The sequence below is a fragment of the Calothrix sp. 336/3 genome (assembly GCF_000734895.2).
In the GTDB taxonomy this organism is placed as follows: Bacteria; Cyanobacteriota; Cyanobacteriia; order Cyanobacteriales; family Nostocaceae; genus 336-3.
On record NZ_CP011382.1, the window covers coordinates 2697617 to 2721610 of the forward strand.

Consider the following 23994-nt stretch of genomic DNA (forward strand, 5'->3'; position numbering starts at 1 on the left):
GAATCCTATGGCAGGATTTTTGCTTTGCAATTCATCTTCTGGCGTGGTTATGCACTTCTTAAAATTATTGATACTTTCTATTTGCAGCTATGGAATTTTTTGTTTATTCGGATGTAGTGAAATTTCTTCAGATGTCAAGCAAAATCCTAGGTCTCAGTGCTTAGGTGAAAATCAGCAATTCAGTATGACATTTTTAAAAACTAATAATCAAGGTGAACCGGATGAAGCTGGAATTAACCATGTGATTATTTTTAATCCCAAATCACCAGAATTAGATTTTAAGGTCAATGTTGGTTTAGCACATCAGATATATCACCAAGATAACCAAGGAAAAATTAAAAAAGAATATATTCCGAAAACATTTTCGCAAATCATTAGTGATGAAAATGCAAAATTAAATGGTAAGCTACCTTTTGCTGCTATCAATGCGGATTATATAGACCCAGAAAATAAACCTCAAGGGCTAAATATATCCCGTGGAATTGAATATTCTGGAGATTTTAAAAATAAAAGGTCTTCTTTTGGTATTTCTGGAGGCAAATTTACAACTAGAGTCGCAACTATTCAAACTGGTAAACGTGCAGAAAATTATCTCAATTATAATTTAGTTGGCGGCAACGGCAGATTTTACAAAAATGGCAAATTTAAGAATATTTGTGATGATTTAGGTGAATTTGCCTGTCAACAGGTGATTAATCGTTCTTTAGTCGCAATTACTGATAAAAACTATGTCATATTTCTAGTTAATGATGTGAAAGCTCAATCTCTTGTCACCATATCGCCATTAAACCAAGAATTATTACCAGACAAGTTTGATGATGTTTTAGAAGGAATAGCTGTGAAAAACTGTTTAGGCAAAATTCAAGAGGGAATGTTATTTGATGGAGGACAATCCCCAGGACTATATTACAATCAAAAAATCTATGTGGAAAATCCTGGAGCAATTGGCTCTGTATTTTTAATTTATAAAAAATAGATTATCTCATTGGTGACAGGTTCATAATTTTACGCAAAATTATGTAATTTCAGTTGAGTATAGATAATTTTATGACTAAGAGGATTTTTGGTCTATCTTTGTCATGAATTATAATTTATGATTTAGTTTGTCCACAATATTGCAATTATCCCTAACATCAATGAATTCTTCGGAAATTATAAATACTCTCACAGAATTATTCAGTGTAGAAATAGTTGAAACTGTTGCTACTAACTCTTGGCAAATAGAAACAGAAAATTATCGCTTATTGATTTTACTTTCAGATGATAATACTTGGCTGAGAATATTAATACCTATTGTTCCAAAATCACAAGGGCAACCATTCTTAGAGCAATTTTTAGAAGCAAATTTTGATGACACCCAAGAGGTGCGGTATGCTCTGTATCAAGATGTGATTTGGGGAGTATTTCAACACAGTTGCCAAAGCCTTACAATTGAAGATTTACGAGAGGCGATCGCCCGTCTCATTTCTCTGCATCAAATTGGTCTAGATAATGTCTTTCGTCGCTTTATTGAGAATCGTATCCGCCAAATTATCATTGCAGCCAAACAACAAGGTCAATCCCTAGAAGCTACTATGCAAACCCTGGAAAGATTTTACGCTGAGGGATTGATGGGAGAAATAAATCAAACTGCTACGGAAAGAGACAATACTCTCGCAGCATGGAAATATCAATTACAAAGTTTGTGGGATAATTTATAATTTAGTTAAGACCCATCACTCTATAGATTATCCCTTCTGGATATTTAATATAGAGATTGCTAGGGCAGAATTTCATTCTTTTATTGTTACTAAATTTTGAAATAAATTCATTACCATTATATGAATATCATTGAAATCTTAAGAGCGGACTACAAACAATTTCCTCTCAATCAAACCTATGATATCTATGCTGATGACGTATATTTCCAAGACCCTATGAATAAATTTCGAGGCATTAAACGTTATCAGCAAATGATTCAATTTATACAAACTTGGTTTTCCAATCCCCAATTAGATTTACACGGGATTCAAAAAATTGAGGATACCATCAAAACCGAATGGACTTTAAGTTGGACTACACCCCTTCCTTGGCAACCACGTATTTCTATTCCTGGATGGAGTGAACTCCGTCTCAACTCCCAAGGGTTAATTAATTCCCACATTGACTATTGGCATATTTCCCGTCTAGATGTGGTGAAACAGCATTTCTCGCGCTAAATCCTAGTAAACAGTCGATAATGTAAATAAATGTAAATCAAAACTCAGGCAGGAAAAAATCACCAATGCGTGTAATTTTAATGACAGGGAAGGGCGGTGTAGGTAAAACTTCCGTTGCTGCTGCTACCGGACTCCGTTGTGCAGAACTCGGTTATCGTACCTTGGTTTTAAGTACAGATCCAGCTCACTCTTTAGCAGATAGCTTTGACCTGGAATTAGGACACGCACCACAGCAAATTCGTCCCAACTTGTGGGGTGCAGAACTTGATGCGTTATTAGAATTGGAGGCAAACTGGGGTGCAGTTAAACGCTATATTACCCAGGTTTTGCAAGCGCGAGGTTTAGATGGGGTACAAGCGGAAGAATTGGCAATCCTACCAGGGATGGATGAGATTTTCGGTTTGGTGAGGATGAAACGTCACTATGACGAGGGTGAGTATGACGTTTTGATTATTGATTCTGCACCAACGGGTACAGCTTTACGATTGCTGAGTTTACCAGAGGTCAGTGGCTGGTATATGCGACGTTTTTATAAGCCATTTCAAAATATCTCTGTTGCTTTGCGTCCTTTGGTGGAGCCATTGTTTAAACCGATTGCGGGTTTTTCCTTACCTGACAAGGAAGTGATGGATGCACCCTATGAGTTTTACGAACAAATTGAAGCTTTGGAAAAAGTTCTCACAGATAATACTCAAACTTCGGTACGCTTAGTGACAAACCCTGAGAAGATGGTGATTAAAGAATCACTTCGTGCCCATGCTTATTTGAGTTTATACAATGTCGCCACGGATTTAGTGATTGCCAATCGCATTCTTCCCCAGGAAGTACAAGATGCTTTCTTTCAGCGTTGGAAAGAAAATCAACAACATTATCGTCAAGAAATTCACGATAATTTCCTCCCTTTACCTGTGAAGGAAGTTCCGTTATTTTCTGAGGAAATGTGTGGTTTAGCTGCCTTGGAACGCCTGAAAGAGACACTTTATCAAGATGAAGACCCTACCCAGGTTTATTATAAGGAAACGACAATGAGAGTCGTTCAGGATAAGAATCAATACAGTTTAGAGTTGTATTTACCAGGGATTCCTAAAAATCAAATTCAACTCAGTAAAACGGGTGATGAGTTGAATATTACGATTGGGAATCATCGCCGTAATTTAGTTTTACCGCAAGCTCTTGCGGCTCTACAGACTTCTGGAGCAAAAATGGAAGATGATTATTTAAAAATCCGTTTTTCTGAAGCTGTTAAGGCTTAATTAAGTATTAATTGGTCAATCTTCACCTCAGCTTATTTAACTAAGTTGAGGTTTTTTAGCAAAATTTGCTATTAAGTTTGTGTAAATCATTTAAGTATAGATATATAAAATTTACATTCCTATCTTTAAAACAAAATTATCAATTCAATTCTCTCTGAATCAAAACTTGATTAGATGGTGGTTTTCTGATTCGTTAAAAATATTTCTGTCGGTACTTTTACTGACGACAAATATATATAAAGAAATTCAGAATATTTTATAAATGGAAGAATTTATATAGCTTATATTTGTTGGAACTATAGCAATGACCCTATCACAGGAACATGAATCGCCTACTGGTGTCAATCAAGAAGATTTAATCCGGAAAATCACCAACAGGATTCGTTTGTCTTTAGAACTGCAAGAGATTCTGAACACAACTGTAACAGAAGTGCGCTCTTTCCTAGGGACAGACCGGGTAATGATATATAAGTTTCATGCTGATGATAGTGGTCAAGTTATTGCTGAGTCCATTAACCAGGATAGATTTCCATCTCTACTAGGTCTAAATTTTCCTGCTGATGATATTCCACCTGATGCACGGGAATTATTTGTAAAAGCGAAGGTACGCTCTGTTGCGAATGTAGAAACAAACCAAATGGGGCATAGTGTGGTACACCATCTAGATACTGGAGAAGTAGTATCAGAGAATATACGCTATCGCAGTATTGACCCTTGTCATGTGGAATATTTAACAACCATGGGGGTTAAATCTACAACCACAGTACCAATACTTCATCAGAATCGACTCTGGGGATTGCTAGTATCCCATCATGCGGAAGCTAGGACAGTTGTAGAGAGTGAACTTGCAGCCATACAAATGGTAGTAGATCAGTTAGCGATCGCCATTGCTCAAAGCTCTCTATTCACCCAAACTAAGGAAAAAGCTGCACGAGAAGGGGTGATTAATCAGATATCGAGATTACTTCATTCCCTACCTACTATTAATTTTCAACCAGCTCTAGAAGCTGTGATTCAAGAATTAAATGGTTCTGGAGGGAGATTGTGCATCCGTAATCAGGCTTTTGAGATAGAAAGTAATTGTATCAAAAGCTTGGGAGACTGCTTAAGAGGTGGAGAGCAGATTCAAGTTTATACCTATGGAAAACAACCTGTAGTACCACAACTGAGTCAGCACAAAATTATCGAGCAATATCACTGTTGGCAAGAGCATTATCAATCTGGCAACTATGATATTTGGGCAATTACGGATATTCAGCAACACTCAGAATTACGCAACTTACTACCTTGTTTTCAAGATACTGGAATTCGTAGTATCCTCATAATTCCTCTGGAATACCGCCAACAGTTACTAGGTTATCTCACTATTTTCAGAGATGAAATTGATACAGAAACTCTTTGGGCAGGTCAGTATGATACTGATCAAAGACAGCTATATCCTCGTCTATCCTTCGATATTTGGCGAGAATCGAAAAAAAATGTGGCTCGTTGTTGGACACAAACAGAGCAGGAATTAGCGATAGAAGTCGGTAAGCAATTTGCTTCGGCGATTCAACAGTATGAGTTGTATCAACAGGTACATCAGTTAAATAGTAACCTGGAAACACAAGTCAAAGAGCGTACCCAAGAATTGCAACTAGCTGTAGAACAGCAAAGATTACTGTTTGAAATCGTTGTGAAAATTCGCCAGTCTCTGGATTTAGACAGTATTTTTTTAGCAACAGCTAGTGAGTTACGTCAATTTTTGAGTGCTGATCGGGTGGTGGTTTATCGCTTTATTCCGGAATCAGAGCTAGATGCAGGGGAAATTGTTGCTGAGGATGTACTACCGGAGTATGTATCCGCGATCGCTCTGAAAATTCAAGATAACTGTTTTAAGCAAAAGTATTTAGAGTTAGGGAAACAAGGAAAAGTTAGGGCGATCGCTGACATCTACAATGCAGGTTTAACGGATTGTCACGTCAAAATGCTGGAAAAACTCCAGGTAAGGGCAAACCTGATTATACCTCTAACAGAAGGAGATGAGCTTTGGGGACTACTATGTATTCACCAGTGCGATCGTCCTCGCATTTGGGAAGAGACAGAAATCAATTTTGTCAGCCAAATTGCAACTCAATTATCTGTGGCGATCGAACAAGCAGATTTACTGAAACAAACTCAACAGAAAACCTTAGAAATTGAACAGGCAAATGAACAGCAACGTATACTCTTTGATGTAGTTGCCAAAATGCGAACATCTTTGGATCTAGAGCAGATTTTCAACACCATGTCTCAAGAGGTTCGTAAAGCACTGGATACAGATAGGGTTGCTGTTTTTCGCTTCGACCCGGCAGCAGCATATAATTACGGTGAATTTATTGCTGAAGATGTCTCTTTGGATTTTCCATCTGCTTTAGCAGCAAAGATAAAAGACCATTGTTTTGGTGAAAACTATGCCCAAAAATATAGTATTGGGCGAGTATGTGTAACCCATGATATTTACAAAGCAGGTTTTCAGGACTGTCACATTGCTATCTTAGAGAGATTTGCAGTTTATGCCAGTATTATTGCTCCTATCATGAAAGGTGAGCAGTTATGGGGATTACTTTGTATTCACGAATGTGGACAACCCCGACAATGGCTAGAATCAGAAATTCAATTTGCTACCCAGATAGCAACACAACTATCAGTTGCTTTGGAACAAGGCGATTTATTAGCACAAAGTCAGCTGCAAGCAGAGCAAGTTGCTCAAACACTGCAAGATTTGCAGCAGATGCAAACTAAGTTAATTCAAAATGAAAAAATGTCTTCTCTAGGGCAACTTGTAGCAGGTATTGCCCATGAAATTAATAATCCTGTGAATTTTATCTATGGCAATATCAATCATGCTACCCAATATACAGAGGATTTGCTGGGGATGCTTGATTTATATCAGCAACAATGTTCTCATACGAGTGAGGAAATTATTGAACGTGCAGATACAATCGATTTAGAATTTATCATTGAAGATTTACCCAAAATGCTTTCTTCGATGAAGGTTGGGACTGAACGCATTCGTCATATTGTTCTATCCTTAAGAAACTTTTCGCGCTTAGATGAAGCAGAAATGAAAGCTGTAGATATTCATGAGGGTATTGACAGCACATTACTGATTCTGAAGCATCGAATTAAATCTAAACCTGATAGTTCTTCAATTGAAATCATCAAAAATTATGGGCAATTACCTTTAGTTGAATGTTATGCTGGACAACTGAACCAGGTATTTATGAACGTTATTAGTAATGCTATTGATGCTTTAGAAGCATATCAAGATTCATTACCTGAAAGTGAACATCACCACAGTAAAATTGTCATTACTACCAGTTTAAGCCCGCAAAATACTGCGAGCGATAATCCTAGAAAAAATGTCATTATTCAAATTAGTGATAATGGAGCGGGAATTCCCGAAAATATCATTTCCCGTATCTTTGACCCTTTCTTTACCACTAAGCAGGTTGGTAAGGGAACTGGTTTAGGATTATCTATCAGCTATCAAATTGTCGTGGAGAAACATGGTGGAGTGTTTCAATGTAAATCTCAACCTGGAAAAGGTACAGATTTCTGGATTGAAATTCCTTTACTCACACCTTGTACTAATAAAGGTTGATGGAGTTTGATGGTTTACTGACAAGTTCAACTATTTTCATACATCAGTAGACTGTATTGCTATACGGATTGTCATCAATATACTGTTTGTAAAAACGGAGAGGGTGGGATTTGAACCCACGGTGACATCTCTGCCACACTCGATTTCAAGTCGAGCGCATTCGACCACTCTGCCACCTCTCCTCATCACTGATAGATGATTTTAGGATATTCACCTATCCAACTGACCGCCACTTCCTCCCCGAATATACTCCAAGGTTATAGTGGCTGACCAGTTATAGATTATAACTCACCCCTATGCCAATCGTGCAACAGAAAGGGCTTGTTCATACAAAATTTCTGTAGATGTGATGCGGCTATTATTTCCTACCCAAACCTGTAATACTTGTGATACCTGGTTTTCCGTCATTTCTACCAAGAAAAATGTTCGGATTTTTTCGCCATTTTTTTCTAGGATGCGAGGCACACTAGCTGCATTTAAGTAGACTGTTCCCTCTGGACTTTTAAAGACTCGCTTGCGAATTTCTTTTTTTGTATGACGTAGAGTATGGTGCATATGCCCAAAAGTCACTAAAGGTACTTGTTTTCCCGTAGTGAGTGTCAAAGAAATTGCCTCTGCTAGGTCTGGGTCTCCAAAATCTCCACCGATAGGGTGCCAATCTTTACCACAGGGGTCTTCCGGGCGATCGCCTAACCCAGATGGACCATTATGACCAAGAAAAATAATAGTTGGAAATTCGGCATTCTTGGTTGCTGCAAATATTTTCGCTGCGGATTCTTCCAAATCAGTAATTCCGTAGCGTTCTTTGCAGATATCAGCAAACTTCCATTCCGGACCTCCCCAACTAAAGGGACGACCTCCGACTACTGTAAAGCCAAAATTAGGGAAATCACGTTTACCGTAGCTAACGTGGGCATCCCCTAGTAATTCTAATTGTTGTTGTACCCAGTCTTCCTGGTTGCGGTCATAGGGACATTTTTTTCGTCCCCATTCTGTGGCAGTGTACCACGCATCATGATTACCCATAACGGCTGCTTTCGGAATATCTAAGGAGGCGATCGCTCTTACAACCTCCACGGATTCATTACCAAAATCCCCTACAAACAATACTAAATCCACGCCTAATGCTTTCAGCGCCATAGCATCTTCATTTTCCCATTGGTCGTGAACATCTCCCACGACAGCAATTTTGATTTTAGTTAACTGAGTTGTCTGACTGGTCATGCCACTTTCCTTGCCCTTTGTTTCCAGCATAGGCAACTCCTAAGGATTTTGACATAACTTTGTTGGTTTATGAATTAAATTTTCTGTTGTTTTTGGTAAAAAGTACTATAATTATTTCTACAAGACCAGCAATCTTGCTGCTATGCATAACCAGACCACTGAAATTCCTCTAGAACGCAGGCAGGAGGAGAAGGGAAGCTGCGTGCAACAGTCGGATTTTTTGGTGATTTGCAACATTCATTGAGTCAAACCCAAACTGTGTTTACAACTGCACTTACTCAGCGCGAAAAAACCCCATTGGATTTATTTGCAGCGATCGCCAATCTGAAAAAAGAACTCAACGCCGTTATCTTGGCACATTATTATCAAGAACCTGATATCCAAGATATTGCAGACTTTATTGGTGACTCTCTACAATTGGCAAGAACTGCGGCAAATACGAATGCAGATGTAATTGTTTTTGCTGGTGTTCACTTCATGGCAGAAACCGCAAAAATTCTTAATCCTGATAAATTAGTCCTACTGCCAGATTTAAATGCTGGTTGCTCTCTAGCTGATACTTGCCCACCCCAGGAATTTGCAGCTTTTAAAGCTAGTTATCCTGACCATTTGGTAGTGTCCTATATTAATTGCTCTGCCGAGGTTAAGGCAATGAGTGATATCATTTGCACTAGTTCTAATGCGGTCAAAATTATTCAACAGATACCTGAAGAACAGCCAATAATTTTTGCTCCAGACAAGAACTTAGGACGTTATGTTATGGAGCAAACTGGCAGAAAAATGGTTTTATGGCAAGGCAGTTGTATTGTCCATGAAACTTTCTCGGAAAAGAAACTGGTGCAATTACAAATACATCATCCCCAAGCAGAAATCATTGCCCATCCAGAGTGTGAAGAATCTATTTTGCGTCATGCCGATTATATTGGTTCTACCGCAGCTTTGCTGAAATATTGTCAACAAAGTCATAGCAGTACATTTATTGTGGCAACAGAACCAGGCATAATTCATCAAATGCAAAAAGCCGCAGCAGGAAAACAGTTTATTCCAGCCCCTCCAACAAATAATTGTAATTGCAATGAATGTCCGTTTATGCGCTTGAATACTTTGGAAAAGTTATATTTATCAATGAAAAATTGTGCGCCAGAAATTCAAATGGATGAGGAGATAAGAGTCGCGGCTTTACGTCCTATTCAAAGAATGCTGGAGATGAGCGTTTAGCTAGGAAGTAGTTGTTTTTAAACTAGATTTAGGATATTAGTTACTGCAACTGAGGAATGAAGGAAAGAAGTAATTTTATCAATTAGCTCATGGAAGCAAACTTATCTATTAAGGTGAGATGGGAAGATAAGAAATGCTTCTCTCTAAAAAATCAATTAAAGGTTTTAGAATTATTCTTCTCTGCTTCCTTCTGTGCTGCTTGACTATATTGCTTGTACAGCTTAGTACGGATCATCGCTTCTTGATAGCGACTATAACTTTGTGGGACTTGAGACATTAAATCAGAAGCTCTTTGCCACCTTGCTGCCACGTCTAGCCACTGGGCTGATGTTTTTGCCTTTTTACCCATAGAATCTGCTTGGTTGGCGCTGCGTACCGCAGCCAGGAATGTTTCTTCTTCCTTTTGTTTCAGTAAATAAGGCTTATTTTCAGGTGTTTTGGATTCATCAATTTTTTTATCTCCTAAAATCACTGTATTTAATGATTTTTCTGAGGTAAATTGCTTATTTTGATGATTTTGCAAGAGATATATAGCACCAACTATCCCCAAGGAGAACACACCTACACTCAGGAACCATAGTAAAAATGGCGATCGCTGAGTTTTAGTACTCACACCCCATCGTTTTTGAGGATATTGCTGAGTGTTCACTATTACCTTAGAAGCAGAAGGTTTTGAACGAAAATGTATTTTATCTGATTCTGCTTTATGGTCGCTGAAATCATTTACTAGTAAGTGCAAAACATTCTGTTTTGCTAAATTAATTTCCTCTGACCACAATAATTGATTTTCCGAGTTTCGATTAATTTCCTCCAACCAAAGTAATTGTTCTTCTCGAACAATACGACTATTGATATTCACTTTATGAATATTACGAGGTGCAATCGTTTCTAAAATTTCTTTGACTTTACCAACCAAACTTGATTGTTCTAGTTTATCTGGTGTTTGAGCTTCACATAGTAACTGTAATATACCATCATCAAACATTGCACGAGTTCTAACTCCAGAACTCGCTAACTTTTCATTTAATACTTGAATTATCGCGGCAACACTACCCTGGTGTGCTTGCCAAGCAATATCATTGATTCGGTCTAGCATCATGTGGGATTTGGCGATCGCTTTTTTAGTTAAGTATATTTATACAAAGTATAAACTAGCCAATGCTTTGTGTTTTATAAAACATCAGCATACAAATAAATTGTATGAGTAAATCTACTATCCCGCCATATTGAATCCAAAACCTCAACTACATTCATCAAGGTTTGCAGTTGAATAAAAAAATTTAAACAACAAATAGCAAAAATCCCCTTCAGAAAACTAAAGGAGATTTTTGTGGCTTTATGGAATTTTTTATTTAAAAAGCTTGTATGGAAAGGGTTTCGGCTGTTGAAGGATTTTGATTTTGTCTATCCCTATGATTACAAGAGTCAAAAATCTCAGGATTTGCTGAGGCTGAAAGGGTGTTTGGAGGTTGAGAATCTTTTTACTTATGGATGTTTGTAGAGCGATCGCCTCATTTATGCCCTAGATGTAATGTGAAGAGATTATCTCAACAGGAATTTGACTCTGGCTATTCTGAAGAATTTCCTACAGTTCCAGTGAACGCTATTTGCAGAGCCCTGCTTTTAGTGGAGAATTGTTCCATATCAGCTGATACTACCTATTTCCAGCTTTCTCTGGTGATGACACTTAATAATTTTGTACTACCTCCGTCTATTTTACTAAACCCTCTACTGCAAAACTGGTTGCAGGAAGATATCGGTAGGGGCGATCGCACAACCCAATCTCTTATATATACAGATGAAATTGCAGGGGAGGCAGAATGGATCGCCAAAGCTCCTGGAGTAATAGCAGGTTTACCAGTTGCATTCAGAGTATTTGAGTTATTAAATCCCGAGATAAGGTGTATATCCCTGATTAATGAGGGTGAAGTCTGTGAAAAAGGGCAAGTCATCGCAAAAATTACAGGTTCCTTAGCAACCCTACTAACAGGAGAGCGAGTGGCACTGAATTTAGCTATGAGATTAAGTGGAATCGCGACTTTGACTCGTAAATATGTAGATAAAATTGCAGATTTACCAACTCAGTTTGTAGATACACGTAAAACTACCCCTGGTTTGAGAATTTTGGAGAAGTATGCAACCCAGGTAGGGGGTGCGATCAACCATCGTATGGGTTTGGATGATGCAGTGATGATTAAGGATAATCATATTACTGCTGCTGGAGGGATTACGGAAGCAATATCGAGGGTGCGATCGCGTATCCCTTACACACTATCAATAGAAGTAGAGACTGAAACTATTGAGCAGGTGCAAGAGGCATTGAAAAATCATGCAGATATTATCATGTTGGATAATATGCCACCTGATATGATGCGAGAAGCCGTGGCTTTAATTCGCCAACAGGATAATCGAGTCAAAATAGAAGCTTCAGGTAACGTGAATTTGGAGACAATTAGAGCGGTAGCAGAGACAGGGGTTAACTATATCTCCAGTAGTGCCCCAGTCACACAGTCGTCTTGGTTAGATTTGAGTATGAAAATTCGCTAAACTTCTGAGAAAAGAAGTACAGAGATTAAAGTATGGAGGTGAGTTGGATAATATTGTTACTGTTTAGTAATGTTGTCAAGTAAATTTTCCGCTATTCAAGTGGGTGACCTGGGACTCGAACCCAGAACCAGCGGATTAAGAGTCCTGAGGACATTTTTTTAAAACGCATGAAGGACGAATCATCTAGGGTTTTTTGTTTTTCTCTTGCCTAGTTTTTGATTAAAAAGAATATTTCCATTGATGAAATCTAAGCAAGAAGAGTCACTTTTTATACTGCCAATTAAAAAATAATTGTCCCTATAGCAACTTTAAAATTCTTTCCTCTCAGAAGACTCTCGCCATCTAACCCAGTGGTGAAATTCATTAAAAATTTGCCATTCCTTTGACCTCATAAAGGCATAAAATCCCCTGTCAGACTTCGGAACCGCCTTTATCCGTTTGGTTTCTATAAACTCATCAATATATTGCTTGGTGCTTGGAAGGGTGTCGCAGTCAATAGCTCTGGCATACCTGATAACTCGTTTAGCCAAAATTCTAGGGACACGGATAGGAACCGTTATCCCGTTATTCCATTTGTTGTGAATATCCTCAAATTCCATAATTACCCCGGAAAATTAAATAAATACGCTACAGAAAATTATTCCATAGCGCGAGTTCGGGGTAATTCAAGGTCATTTGACTTGCTCTCATAGTTTTAACTCAACAAAAAAGCGATCGCCCTCACTCCATCCAGTGCGATCGCCCGTCGTTTCAATCTACCTCATCCCGTAGCAATAACGGTTAGCTTATTGTAGCCTTAGTACGTCCAACGGCTACGTGTTCCGCGTAGGTCTATGTGAGTGAATGTGGATGATTTCCCCAAGCCCCCACGATTCCCCCACCATTCGTCCAGCTTGTCATAAATAGCCAGTGGGTTTTCACCTGGTATAGAAAAATCCACAGCATCACCGAGTATGTGCCGTGAGTGACTCGCCCCACCCACAGCACGATTAATCCTGGGTGGTCTATACCAACTGTGGATTCTCATAGGTTTATTCCCTAGAAATTCCCGTACTTCTTCCAGTGCCTGAGCAATTTTGATGATGTTCCGTTCTACGTCTAGAGATTCAGGCATCCGTTCCCCGTTTCTAGTCGCTTCATGCCAGTAAAAATTTCCATCTGGAATGATGGCAGAATTTAAATTAATCCGCATTGTTTGATTCTCCTAACATTAAATCTACTTTTTCTTCTAGGTTTTGTAGCCTGACAACTAAGTATTTAATTGAATATTTATCTGTTTTGGCGCGGGTATCGCATTCGACAATATGTAGCGCCAATTTGTTTTCTATGACTGTGCAACGTTCCCACAGGTCGTCCCGATTCTTGTCTATAGCTAAATATATCTTGTGTTCAATCTTAGCGAATTGATAGACAATTCCTATGAAGGTTACTACCCCTAAGAAAAGCTGAAGATATTCAGCAATAATACGTATCTGTGACATAATACTAATTGATTAAAGTGCTTAACATTATGGCGCTAACCCTTCCTGTGTTCGGGTTCGCGCCATTTTAATTTTATTCCCTCTGTTATGAAGAAATATTGATTAAATTGTATTTTTTCTAATATGTCTAATCAGAGGATAATTGCTTATAAAATTATTCCTTTGTCTGCTAACCATAGACGGGATTGTTTAAAGTTATCTGTTCGTTCGGTGTTACTTAATTCCCTGTTGTAGATTCTAAATAATGACAAGCAACCATTTAAATACGCCTCACCATTCCAATTAGACCGCCCCAAGAAATTGTTATTCCTTGTAAGGTTGCTTGGTGTTAGTAAATTTCCTCTTGCTTGTAGGGAATTATTTATATAAATTTTTCCTGTTCCCGATGAAAAGCTGACACAAATATAAACCCATTCTAATAATTTGGTTGAGAATGGAGCCACCACAGGACTACTAAATTGACCATTAGCAATAATATCTAGGTGTAGTCTCCCACTCCCATTATTAGATGAACTCAGGAGAACATTCTCGTTAGCTTGTCCGTTGCCAAAATCAAAAATTCTTGCCCATGCAGCGTAGTCTCGTAAAAATAGGCAAGTCTCGACGGTGAAAGCTCCGGGGAAATAAATCCCAGAGGGACAAGCAATATAATTATCATCAATAAAATCAACCCCAACATTTAACCAATCAATAGGGGTAACATCTTGAGAATCAATAGCAGAACTATTACCTGATTGTCCCGTCCTATTATTCCCTGAATAATCGGTAATAGTTGTTTCAGTAAATCTATACTCAAGCTGCAAGCCACTATTTACAATAGTCGGGGTATTTATATTTTCTGACTTCTGTAAATTACTAATAGGCATCTAACTAAATTCCCTAACTTCTATTGATGCCGTTCCCGTTGATAAAATCGCATGGAATGCTCCTGTGTAAATAGGTTGTGGCATTTCGTAATAAGCGTCGGGTGCTAGTTTAAACGCATAGTCACTGGTCGTAACAGAATTTGAAAAATCAACATATATCGTTTTGTCACTGGAATTAAAAAAGGTTAACCCTTTTCTATTACTATTACTTGCTACTAAAACGGATGCTGTTGTTGATAGAGAGTTGCTGATTTGTTGGGCTTGATTTGATACAGTCTCTGTATTAGAAAAAGTTGGGGAAGGATTAGATATAGGCATTATTCAGAACACTCCACAAACGATAATCTAGAATTTTGTGCAGAGATAACGGACACTTTCCCCTTATAAAGATTGATGGAAGTAATCTCAAAACTGCCGTTGGGCTTAAGGACAATCCCCTTATTAATCGCTGCTTTGCTTTTGTCTTCTAAAACCAGCGTAATGTCTGATAGAGAATTATTAATAAAAGCCGAGTAAGTGCGCTTTCCATTGCCGTTTAAGACGGTAACAGGGGTATTCTTAGGGATGGCAATTTCGTCATTATTGCACTTAATAAAACCAGAGTCGGAAGACTCTGGAAGAATTGCACCAGGGTTATTAATCATTCAGTCGGGTCAATCAAATTGTTTACGAATTGGGCAGTATTTACAGCGACTCGCACCGTAAATTCAAATTCTGGTTGGTCTGGGGTTCCTACTAAATCTTGTGAGCAAAAAGTAATAGGGGGTAAGGGTGGATTAGCATCCCCTCTGGCATCATTGACCGAGTTTGTAAGGGTTGCCAGAGATTGCATCAATTTAACGATGCCCTCAATCAATGAACTTTCGGTGGTTAAAGTATCCCCGGTCAATTGGGATAGGTTGAGTTTAAGCTGGTTATTCCCCACAAACTCAACTGCACCAGGTGGTAATTTATCTGCTAGTGCCTGATAGGTTAAATTCATAAATTATCTATTTTCGCTTCAATTGTTTCTAGTTTTGCTCTAGCTGCTTGGATTAATTCCTCAGTAGTATCAAACTCTTCCCCGCGATACTCCCAAATACTAAGAGTCAGGGATTTCAGCCATGCTACAGCATCAAACCTCAATCTAAAGTTGCTCGAATACTTGGGGAAGATAACTAACTGAATTCTGTTTAATCCAATAATTCGACTATTCCCGTCAATGGCAGTATCAGGGGTTCCGGGTAGCCCTTCAAAAACAACCTCATCACTAATGGGAACGCCGATGATTTCCTGAGTCAGGTATCCAGCCCGATACCATGAGGGGCGGGCTTCCCTGGAAAACGTGCCTACAAGGAAAATTCTGCTAGTCGGAATCAGTGGAACTTCTACCGGGTCAATGTAGGGAATCCTTACGCCGACAGGTTGATCGGGGTTCTGGTTTGTGAGTCTAGCTGAGTAGACCAACTCCCATGACCCCAATTCGGAAGGGTTAAATGATAAGCTCATCGGTCAATGCCCACCCTTCCGCAGCTGTAAAAACATCGGTTCCTAATTCGTGTAAAAAATTCAGGAACCAATCAGCGTCCACTTCCCCACGGGAAAAAGCATCAGTGGCATTAGCTCGAAGTATCATTAGGTCTACTTCTTCTTCCCATTCCTTTTCCGACTGCCCAGGATACCAGAGACCGGGAGTAGGAAAGAAAAGATTACTCACCGCTACCAGTAATTACAAATTTCTCAGGACTGTACCAAACTCGACCATAAGCCCCACCCAGCTTACTTTTTACCGAGTTAAAAAGCGTTTTAATTTCGGTGTCCATTGCTGCAACGGATTGGATTGAGAAAGGTGCAGTGTGACTGTACTGGGATTTACTTCCTCTTGTCCCCTTCCCATAGTGGATGTATGGGCGCTTGCTTCCGACTGCTCGGATTACTTCTGGACTTGCATCAGCAACAGTCGCGTGAGCTTTTGCTGGTTGTGCGCCTCTGGGTAATGGGTCTTCTGCTGTAGCATCGACTAAATTTAACGCGGTCTGGGTAAAAAATTCTACGGATACCTTGGAAGCCTGAACCCGGTATTTTTTAGCGCCTTCTCCCGCAGCGATCGCCATGGGTTTGTAAGCAAGAGATAACTTCGGTCTACGCTGTGACGCTGTTCCATCCTCTCTATCAGGGGCTTTATACGCTGCCCTATTTCTTGCATACTCAAGCTGTTTCTCTAACTCACGTACTGATTTACGTCTTCCCATAATCGTTTCTTCTATACTTAGCCTTCATCCCCTTTTATAGCAGGTGTTTCACCAATTTTTGCTGGCGAATGAGTTAACTAGTCCGGTAAATGTTTGTACAACCTATCAGTAGTTACACTTATACTCGCTCAATAACACTACGTAAACGTGTGCTACCAAACGCGACTAAATTTACAGGGTGATGCTGACCCCAAATGAGAAGTTGAGCATACCTGAACCTTACATCTACACGTCTTCTACGAATTGGTTTGTTTACCTGTCTTCCATAGACACGGTGAGTTCCTGGATTAGTTGAATAGGTGCGGTCATGTTCTACAAATTGAAAATTATCACGGTCAAAAGTGTGATTCTGGATGCTCAAAACCTTCCTGACTACACGCTCCCCCTCAGCTTTATTTTTTACGAATAATCGCAAATCATAACCGCGCTCTAAATCTTGGTATGTCGCCTTGAACCATCCTTTTTCCCAAATTAAAGCGGGAGTGGCTATTTCTTGTTTTATAGCCCTTGCTAATTGTTCGGCTTTGGCTCGTGAGATAGTTTCTTGTGTTTCATTCATCAGTCGGAAGGTAATTTCCCCTTCTGCCTGGGGAACTTTGTTAGTAGCGTGAGTTACTGTATCCCATGGTTCCAAAAAATAGAGTTTTACCTGTGGTTTAAATCTGCGATCAGGTTGATATTCTTGCACAGGAATTCCATACACTGGACGTTGCACCGATTGAAGTCTCCCTACAACAACTTCAAACAACCATTGACGCTGTTGCATCATAATTCCAGAGTCATCATCTTTTATCAAACAAGCGTGTTTTAAACTTGCTTTTGGGGTTGATATATCGTTGTCTGCTTGGTTTTTAAAATAAGCTCTAACTGCTTTATTATGTTCGCGTCTGATGGAGTCTTGAAGGTGTTCAAACTCACTAAATCCATTTGGTAAAGGCATTATTCGTCTTCCTCCTTGTCTGAGTCAGTAATGTCTTTCCCTTCACTAACTGCTTTCTCTGTATCTTTGCGTTGTTTAGTCGCTTTATTGTCTGGTCTATCTTTTGGTAAAGCGTCTTCAAGATTCTTGTTAAATTCGTTTCTTTGCTCGTTTAACTCATTTAAATTGTCTTGGATAGAAACAATTTCACTTGTTACCATCTCTATTCCAGAAGCAGCTTCCTCTAGGTTCTCTAACCGTTGTTGCCACTTGCTTTGAGCGTTTACACGCTCTGGCATCCAGTTGTAAGCTTTTTCACCTACTACACCGAATCTTTTTAAAGCATTTCCGATTTTCCCGGTGTTTTCTGCCGTCCATTCAGATATTGAACGGGCAGAATCAAACATACTTCTCACGCTACTAGCAACATTAGCTGCTGACTGATAAATTCTATTCCATTTTTTCCAGGTAGTTTTCATACCTGACCACGTTTCTACACCAAATATGCCCTTGGCAATATTATCTACAAAGTCTCCTATAATTTCCCTAGAATTGAACCCTACACCCTCTAAATCTTCAAAAAAGATATTAGCAATATTGTCTACAACTCCGAAAAGAGTATCCCCGATACTCGATGACAGCATATATGCATTGTGAAGAGTATTTACCCAGGTAAATACATTCAGTAATCGGTCAACTTTCAACCATTTAGTAAACATCTTTGTATAGTCTGTTAAACCAATTGGTTGACCACCCTTGCCAATTATTTGAGGTCCTACACGTCTGGTGTAGTCCTCAAAAAAGGCTTGGGTTTGACCAGATAAACCATTTTGATGTACTTTCGGTCCGAGGCGATTCAATACCTCTTGCAGTCCTACCAGGTCTAAACCGTTGAGAATTGCGTTTAGCTGGTCGAGTTTGTCGCCATTGTCTTTTGATTGTTGCAAGGTGTCTTTTCCCTGCTTGAAAATACTTGCTCCACAGGGGTCACAAGTAGAACCGGGGGCGGGTTCTGGTTGGGATTGCGGGATACCAGGTGAAACGTTGGGTCTAGGTAACACGGGTGGGAATTGTTTAGGGGCTTTTTCTGGGTCGGATGTTGTACCGGGATTGGGGTTGGGATTGGGGTTGGGATTGGGATTAGGGTTGGGATTGGGATTAGGATTAGGGTTGGGATTGGGATTAGGATTAGGGTTGGGATTGGGATTAGGATTAGGGTTGGGATTGGGGTTGGGATTAGGGTTGGGATTAGGGTTGGGATTGGGATTAGGGTTGGGATTGGGATTAGGATAACTAGAACCTGTTGGAGTGAAATCTCTCCGAGAGGACGGGCTGGAGTGGGAAACAGGTTTAGGGGTTGAGCCTTCAACTGGTCCATGGTCAAGTAATGAGAATTCAGTGTAATAATTTGCCTGTCCACTTCCCCCGAATGATGCCCAATTAATATCCGGGGTGGCTCCTCGGTTTGTCCTTCCCCTGCTCAATAAGTCAAAGCTTTGTCCCCATGGTTCGGATACAAAACGATATCCCGCAAATGGAGACCAAAAAACATATCTGACAACTTCACTCCCAAAAATATTACTAACTAGGAAGTCAGCATAATATGCGGCTCCATTTGGTTGCCCTTCTGTATCAATGTATGTGGTGTTTCCTGGAATTGGGGTTAACGCCGATTCGGTGGGGCTTGGTGGGGGAAAGAATACGTCAGCAACATAACTCCCAATCATTGAGCCAATAATTGACCCCGCAAAAGTTCCGACGGGTCCCGCTAAACTTCCCAGAGTCGCGCCGATGGTTCCGCCTGTTGTGGTGATGACTGTTGCAGCTGCTGCTTCTGCTAGTGGTTGCCCATTAGAAATTCTCATCCCAAATTCTAGGGATGTTGTAACTACTCCCAAACCAGGAATTAATTTGCCAAATTTACCCGGTTTTCCTGTGGGAGTGAAATTTTTTGGGGAACTAGGGGGAGCTAAAAAGCCCTTGGGTTTTGCTGGTGTAGGTAGGTCAAATTTGACTTCTTTAACCTGAACTTTTACCGGGTTTTTTGGTGTTGTGTGGGGAATAAAATCCGGTACTTTCTGGCTAGGGTCAAAGAGTGGGTCTATCTGGGTTTTATAACCAGGTCGCGCTCCTGGTGTTGCGGATGGTGGCGCAAGGTCTACTGTAGACGGGGTTGAGGGGGGATGTTGAACCGATGGAGATTTTACCCGGTTTAATTGCTCCTGACGTAGCCGGATAATATCTTCTAATTCGTTGGGTGGGGTAATGTTTCTGGGTGGTTTGTTTAGCTGGTCAAATCCATCCGGGGGTAATATTTCAACCTCTCGGATAAAGGCATCAGAACCCGTAACCCGCTTGTAAAGGTCATCTATCTGTTTTCTCTGCTCAAAGGCATTTTTTAGGGCTTCTTGCTTCTCTACAAGTTCCCTAACCGCGTTGTTAAATGATTGGGATGATTCATCAATAACCTTATTAGAAATAGGGGGACGAGCTAACTCTCCCCCTTTTTCTACCCTCAGAAATTCCAACTTAGGTTTAGTTTTTGGAGCCGGATTATCAAAATTTAAATCAAGCTTTGGTTTAGATTTTTTAGGTTCCTCAAAATCCATCCGGAACGGGTCACGGAACGAATTCTGAAATGGGTTATTTAGCGGGTCTCTGAGGGGTTGCGGTTCCATTTATGCGGCAGTCTTGAAGCTAGCAGGGATTGCGGTTTCACTTATAGGCATAGCGTATGTCCATGGGTTGTTTGCTCCTATTAAATGCTCAACATTCATAGGGATAGACATCCGAATTAATGCCCGGTATTTGTTGTCTGCTTCGACGTAAAACACCCCATGTTGTGCGACACGCTGTGTGTATCCTGGGGCTTCGATTGCCGTGGTCGTCAAGTTTATTTGGGCTAGTGCGCTACCTACCCAAAAGGCAAGTTTTTCGAGGGAATCAATATTACTGGGTAGGTCTGTATCTTTGTTAAATGCTGTCATTTATCTAGGTAATGGTGTAACATTGTTTACATCATTATTTGCAGCCATTCTCTAAGCGATCGTCCCGTGTTCACTCTAGGCGATCGCTTTTATCTTATCCTTCTTTCAATACCATTCGTCTTGAATAGGGTCGTATTCTCCCACTGAATACATAATCTCTCGGATAAAATTATCCTCACTAGTAAACCATGTATCTGATTTCTTTTCTGTTTTTATAGGTGGGAAGAAGCAATTACATTTCTTACAGTGATACAACTTTTTCTCTACGTCAAAAGGCATCTTGTTTAAGTCAATAGCAATGCAGCCACGAGGACACGAACCGGACTCTATTACATTATATTTAGCCATTTTCCTCCCCTTGTTGTTTTACTAATTTCATCGCTTCACGCCAAAGACTTGTTATCATCGTTGTCTCGGCTTCGTATCCTTCCCAGTCATCTCTATTCGCTCTAGCCTCCATCCATAATGGAAAAGGATAATGATAAAAATTGACAGACCAGCTATGACCATTCGGAGAATCTATACAGAGCCAAGAGAGAAAATTTGTTATCTTGTAATCGCATAGTACCTGTTGACTTCTCAGATAGTTTGTCACCTTGATTAAAGGAATTTGAGCATCTTTTAGTTTTGACATGACATGACCTGACCAGATGACCAGAGGCTTGACCAGTGCTGACCTACGTTGTTTTAGACTTCCTATTTCTGGTCAGGTCATCTGGTCAAGCATCTTTTAATATTATGAGATACGGTAGCCAGAAGTTTTATCCCCGTCAATCAATCCCTGTTCTTTTAACTCTTCTAATGCTCTATCGAGGATGTCTATTTTTGCCATCTCTGGTTGCTGTCTTTTTATGTGACTGCGAATAGCTTCAAAGGATGTTATCCCAAGAGAGCCAGCTATTTTATCAAAGATACATTCAATCAGATCATCGCCTATTGTTTCCTCCACAGTTTCAACTTGAATTTTGTCCGTGACTTCCTTCAAGTATGTTTCAGTATCTCTGTCGAAAGCTGAATAGTTTTCTAACTTTGGCATGGGATACCAGTTAGCAGTACCACCCCAATAAATAGCGCGATCGCATTCTGATTTTTTGGCTAATTCTTCCACCTCACTGGATGAGAATTTCTTGAACAAACTAGACCTTCTCCACTGCTCTAACACTCCTATTGAGTCGGAATGCACAATGACCAAACTTATCAGCTGCGAGTTAGCCGATAAATTACTACCATTTCCTCCTACAAAAGGCGTTTGGTAAAATACCCAAATTCTCTTGCCCGTCGAGTTACCACTGCTAGTTATGCCGATTATTTTGTCATTGAGTGCGGTTGATTTTGCGGTCTGTAATCTAGCCCCAATGATTGTCCCTTCATCAATTATTAGTAGGGTTCCGTTGTTGCCCTGGACGTAGTTGTCATAGTCTGCGATCGCACTTTCAAACCACGCCGCGACAGTTTGGGGCTTGGCAGTTTCACAATGCAATCTTCTCTCTTCATCGACAATTCCCTGAAAATATCCATATTCCCTTGGGTCATCCTTGCCATTGATTAGGAATATTTTTTTCCCTGGATGTTTTAGCTTTAACGCTCTACAGGCATTAGCGATCAGCATTCCCTTACCGCTACCACCCAGCCCTATGCCCGCTATATTCTGAATGCGATCGGTCAATTCTGCGATGATGTCTATTTCTCCGGCTTGAATGACTTCCGGAATGTTTTGATCATCTTCACTAGCTTCTATTGCCTGAGAGTTTGTTTCCCGTTCTAACTCCCAATAGTCCGAGGCATCGGGGGAAAATTCCAGATTTTCGCTGGATGCAAATAGCAACTCAGTCATAACCTGATCGCGTCCGTTCTGGTCGAGATAAGCCCGAAAATCGCTTCCGCACAGCACATGAGCTACGCATCCGGTGTTTTTGATGTATTTCTTGTTTCTGTCGGCGTTATACGCCCGTTTTATGCCTCTGAAGGTGAAATATCCTCCCACGGCGAAACCAAGTATAGGAGTAGAAAAGCTCGCTACTCCTATTCCCAAAACTAGTCCCAAAACCAAAGTTTCGGCTGATCTGTCATTGTCTGCCGTCTGGTACGCCACTTTTGACCACTGCAAAGCATCCCTATGTAATTGTTTAGGATTGAATCTAGTCATATATATTTTTCCAGAACTCAGGCAACCGCACCTAGTTCGACTTGGCAACATCTCGTTATGGCGGTTGCTTTTTTTTATCTTGCTGTGGACTGTGTGCGGTTAATGGTAAAAGCAAGCTTGCCTACCCACAAAAGCAAATTCAAGCCAAGCTCTACACCGAACAAAGTGATCAAAGCCAATACCAAATTCAGGAATAGAATTCTGTCCCACTGTCCAGTCAAAACAAAATAGAAAAAATCTGTGATTTTGCCTGATTCAACTGGACTATATTTCCAGAAACAAATTAGAAAATCCAGTGTATAAGCTGCAAGTCTAATTCTGCTGAGATTGTCTAGGAATGCCGTAGGTAATGTGTTATAGGTTTTTTTCAAAACCTGAACCGTAGGATCGTCGTTGTCTTTAATTGCATATTTTGTTTGAGAATCCGCATCCTTGATGACCTCTTCTAAAAATCCAGGATGGTTATACAAAATTACTGGCAAAACTTCTATTAGTTGAAAAGTTGCCCAAAGGCAAAAGCCAGTTAGACCAGCTATTCCTATCCCTAGAGCTAGCCCTATCCCGTTCAAAAAAGGAATCTTTGATAAAAGGTTAGTGTCTCCAATTACGTTCAATCCTAGGGCAGATACAGCGTCTACGTAGGGCTTGATATTGACTAACGCGATCGCCACTATCGATAAAAGCAGAAAAAACCAAAGTACTTTAAACCATGCTTGGGGAACCGAGCTAGATGATTGTTTTGAGTTTGAGCTACTGTTTTTTGCACCTAATCCCATTTGTCATTTCTCCGGAGTGTTGTAGTAAAGTCTGGCTCCATTAATCCTTTTGACTGTTTTCATGACTAAATCCCTATTCCCCGTGTAGGCGATTTCCCCTATGACGGGTTTTCTGTCCAGGTTGGGAACCAAAATAGCCGTGTTGCCGTTGCCATCACAGACAACAGTTCCAGAGGGTAAAGGACGTTTTGTAATGCGGTCGATGACCGCCTCACCGGGTACTAATGTCGCTAGATTTGTTGGGGAGTTTGCCGCCACAACTAATAGACAACCATCTTTGTATCTTTGGCTGGCTATCGCGGCTTTTGCTTTTGCGATTTCCTGTGATTGTTCTAGTTTTCTTGTTTCTTGGGAACTGGCACTGATGCGGGTTTTGTCTTCATTCAAAAGCTGAATACTTCTGGAAATGTCATCTCTAGCCGCGAACAGCAAAACCAGGATGACGACCCCAAAGACAAAATCGGTGAAGTGTCTATGAGAGAAAATTCTGAGTTTCATAATTAATGAACCTCACCGCAATTAG

General features: G+C 40.1%; 25 protein-coding genes and 1 tRNA gene. 7 read left to right on the top strand and 19 right to left on the bottom strand.

The window, feature by feature from the left end; genetic code table 11:
- The first annotated feature begins 49 nt into the window (after positions 1-49).
- From IJ00_RS11340 to IJ00_RS11360, 5 genes are all read left to right on the top strand, one after another.
- Positions 50-976, top strand: coding sequence for a phosphodiester glycosidase family protein (locus IJ00_RS11340; protein WP_035153096.1), 927 nt, complete (start codon positions 50-52; stop codon positions 974-976).
- Positions 977-1136: 160 nt separating this feature from the next.
- The gene (locus IJ00_RS11345) at positions 1137-1700 is read left to right on the top strand and encodes a hypothetical protein (protein ID WP_035153097.1); all 564 of its coding nucleotides are present in this window, start codon (positions 1137-1139) and stop codon (positions 1698-1700) included.
- A gap of 120 nt (positions 1701-1820) precedes the next feature.
- A complete protein-coding gene (locus IJ00_RS11350) occupies positions 1821-2198 on the top strand; it encodes a DUF2358 domain-containing protein (protein ID WP_035153099.1) in 378 nt (125 codons plus the stop codon).
- A 65-nt stretch (positions 2199-2263) separates the two neighbouring features.
- On the top strand, positions 2264-3451 hold the full coding sequence (locus IJ00_RS11355) for a TRC40/GET3/ArsA family transport-energizing ATPase (protein WP_035153102.1): 1188 nt from the start codon (positions 2264-2266) through the stop codon (positions 3449-3451).
- Between the two features lie 304 nt (positions 3452-3755).
- Entirely contained in the window at positions 3756-7076 is a 3321-nt protein-coding gene (locus tag IJ00_RS11360) for a GAF domain-containing protein (RefSeq protein WP_035153103.1), read from the top strand.
- Positions 7077-7171: 95 nt separating this feature from the next.
- Here IJ00_RS11360 and IJ00_RS11365 read toward each other — a convergent pair.
- Both IJ00_RS11365 and IJ00_RS11370 read right to left on the bottom strand, forming a co-directional pair.
- Positions 7172-7258 (bottom strand) — tRNA-Ser (locus tag IJ00_RS11365).
- Between the two features lie 112 nt (positions 7259-7370).
- Positions 7371-8330: a TIGR04168 family protein gene (locus IJ00_RS11370; RefSeq protein WP_035153106.1), complete on the bottom strand. Its 960-nt coding sequence runs from the start codon at positions 8328-8330 to the stop codon at positions 7371-7373.
- 228 nt (positions 8331-8558) lie between these two features.
- On the opposite strand from IJ00_RS11370, the gene nadA reads away from it, so the two are divergent.
- Complete coding sequence (nadA, locus tag IJ00_RS11375; RefSeq protein ID WP_035158903.1) at positions 8559-9518, top strand: quinolinate synthase NadA; 960 nt, start codon at positions 8559-8561, stop codon at positions 9516-9518.
- 151 nt (positions 9519-9669) lie between these two features.
- On the opposite strand, the gene IJ00_RS11380 is transcribed toward nadA, so the two are convergent.
- A complete protein-coding gene (locus IJ00_RS11380) occupies positions 9670-10614 on the bottom strand; it encodes a hypothetical protein (RefSeq protein WP_035153109.1) in 945 nt (314 codons plus the stop codon).
- Positions 10615-11198: 584 nt separating this feature from the next.
- On the opposite strand from IJ00_RS11380, the gene nadC reads away from it, so the two are divergent.
- On the top strand, positions 11199-12065 hold the full coding sequence (nadC, locus tag IJ00_RS11385; RefSeq protein WP_035158907.1) for a carboxylating nicotinate-nucleotide diphosphorylase: 867 nt from the start codon (positions 11199-11201) through the stop codon (positions 12063-12065).
- A gap of 796 nt (positions 12066-12861) precedes the next feature.
- Here nadC and IJ00_RS11395 read toward each other — a convergent pair.
- The 16 genes from IJ00_RS11395 to IJ00_RS11475 form a co-directional block, all read right to left on the bottom strand.
- Entirely contained in the window at positions 12862-13257 is a 396-nt protein-coding gene (locus IJ00_RS11395; protein ID WP_035153114.1) for a D-Ala-D-Ala carboxypeptidase family metallohydrolase, read from the bottom strand.
- Positions 13247-13546: a hypothetical protein gene (locus tag IJ00_RS11400; protein ID WP_035153116.1), complete on the bottom strand. Its 300-nt coding sequence runs from the start codon at positions 13544-13546 to the stop codon at positions 13247-13249. Before IJ00_RS11400 ends, IJ00_RS11395 begins: the two co-directional genes overlap by 11 nt.
- A 146-nt stretch (positions 13547-13692) precedes the next feature.
- Positions 13693-14412 (bottom strand): LamG domain-containing protein, encoded by a 720-nt coding sequence (locus tag IJ00_RS11405; protein ID WP_035153119.1) that lies wholly within the window; start codon positions 14410-14412, stop codon positions 13693-13695.
- Positions 14413-14730: a hypothetical protein gene (locus tag IJ00_RS11410; protein WP_035153120.1), complete on the bottom strand. Its 318-nt coding sequence runs from the start codon at positions 14728-14730 to the stop codon at positions 14413-14415.
- Positions 14730-15056 (bottom strand): hypothetical protein, encoded by a 327-nt coding sequence (locus IJ00_RS11415; protein ID WP_035153122.1) that lies wholly within the window; start codon positions 15054-15056, stop codon positions 14730-14732. Before IJ00_RS11415 ends, IJ00_RS11410 begins: the two co-directional genes overlap by 1 nt.
- Complete coding sequence (locus IJ00_RS11420) at positions 15053-15394, bottom strand: hypothetical protein (protein WP_035153125.1); 342 nt, start codon at positions 15392-15394, stop codon at positions 15053-15055. The genes IJ00_RS11415 and IJ00_RS11420 overlap by 4 nt, the downstream gene beginning before the upstream one ends.
- Positions 15391-15900 (bottom strand): hypothetical protein, encoded by a 510-nt coding sequence (locus IJ00_RS11425; RefSeq protein ID WP_035153127.1) that lies wholly within the window; start codon positions 15898-15900, stop codon positions 15391-15393. The genes IJ00_RS11420 and IJ00_RS11425 overlap by 4 nt, the downstream gene beginning before the upstream one ends.
- Positions 15884-16108, bottom strand: coding sequence for a hypothetical protein (locus tag IJ00_RS11430; protein WP_035153131.1), 225 nt, complete (start codon positions 16106-16108; stop codon positions 15884-15886). Before IJ00_RS11430 ends, IJ00_RS11425 begins: the two co-directional genes overlap by 17 nt.
- Positions 16101-16643 carry a hypothetical protein gene (locus IJ00_RS11435; protein WP_035153133.1) on the bottom strand — a complete coding sequence of 181 codons (543 nt, stop codon included), beginning with the start codon at positions 16641-16643 and terminating at the stop codon, positions 16101-16103. The genes IJ00_RS11430 and IJ00_RS11435 overlap by 8 nt, the downstream gene beginning before the upstream one ends.
- Positions 16644-16761: 118 nt before the next feature.
- Positions 16762-17583, bottom strand: a complete 822-nt coding sequence (locus IJ00_RS11440) for a hypothetical protein (RefSeq protein ID WP_035151870.1) — start codon at positions 17581-17583, stop codon at positions 16762-16764.
- Positions 17583-20171, bottom strand: coding sequence for a hypothetical protein (locus tag IJ00_RS28965; RefSeq protein WP_035153135.1), 2589 nt, complete (start codon positions 20169-20171; stop codon positions 17583-17585). Before IJ00_RS28965 ends, IJ00_RS11440 begins: the two co-directional genes overlap by 1 nt.
- 69 nt (positions 20172-20240) lie before the next feature.
- Positions 20241-20549, bottom strand: coding sequence for a hypothetical protein (locus IJ00_RS11450; RefSeq protein ID WP_035151873.1), 309 nt, complete (start codon positions 20547-20549; stop codon positions 20241-20243).
- A 340-nt stretch (positions 20550-20889) separates the two neighbouring features.
- Positions 20890-21183, bottom strand: a complete 294-nt coding sequence (locus tag IJ00_RS11460; RefSeq protein ID WP_035153140.1) for a hypothetical protein — start codon at positions 21181-21183, stop codon at positions 20890-20892.
- Positions 21184-21285: 102 nt separating this feature from the next.
- Positions 21286-22695, bottom strand: coding sequence for a hypothetical protein (locus IJ00_RS11465; protein ID WP_035153142.1), 1410 nt, complete (start codon positions 22693-22695; stop codon positions 21286-21288).
- Positions 22696-22769: 74 nt separating this feature from the next.
- On the bottom strand, positions 22770-23471 hold the full coding sequence (locus IJ00_RS11470; protein WP_035153145.1) for a hypothetical protein: 702 nt from the start codon (positions 23469-23471) through the stop codon (positions 22770-22772).
- Positions 23472-23474: 3 nt separating this feature from the next.
- Positions 23475-23969 carry a hypothetical protein gene (locus tag IJ00_RS11475; protein ID WP_046814798.1) on the bottom strand — a complete coding sequence of 165 codons (495 nt, stop codon included), beginning with the start codon at positions 23967-23969 and terminating at the stop codon, positions 23475-23477.
- Positions 23970-23994 lie beyond the last annotated feature (25 nt).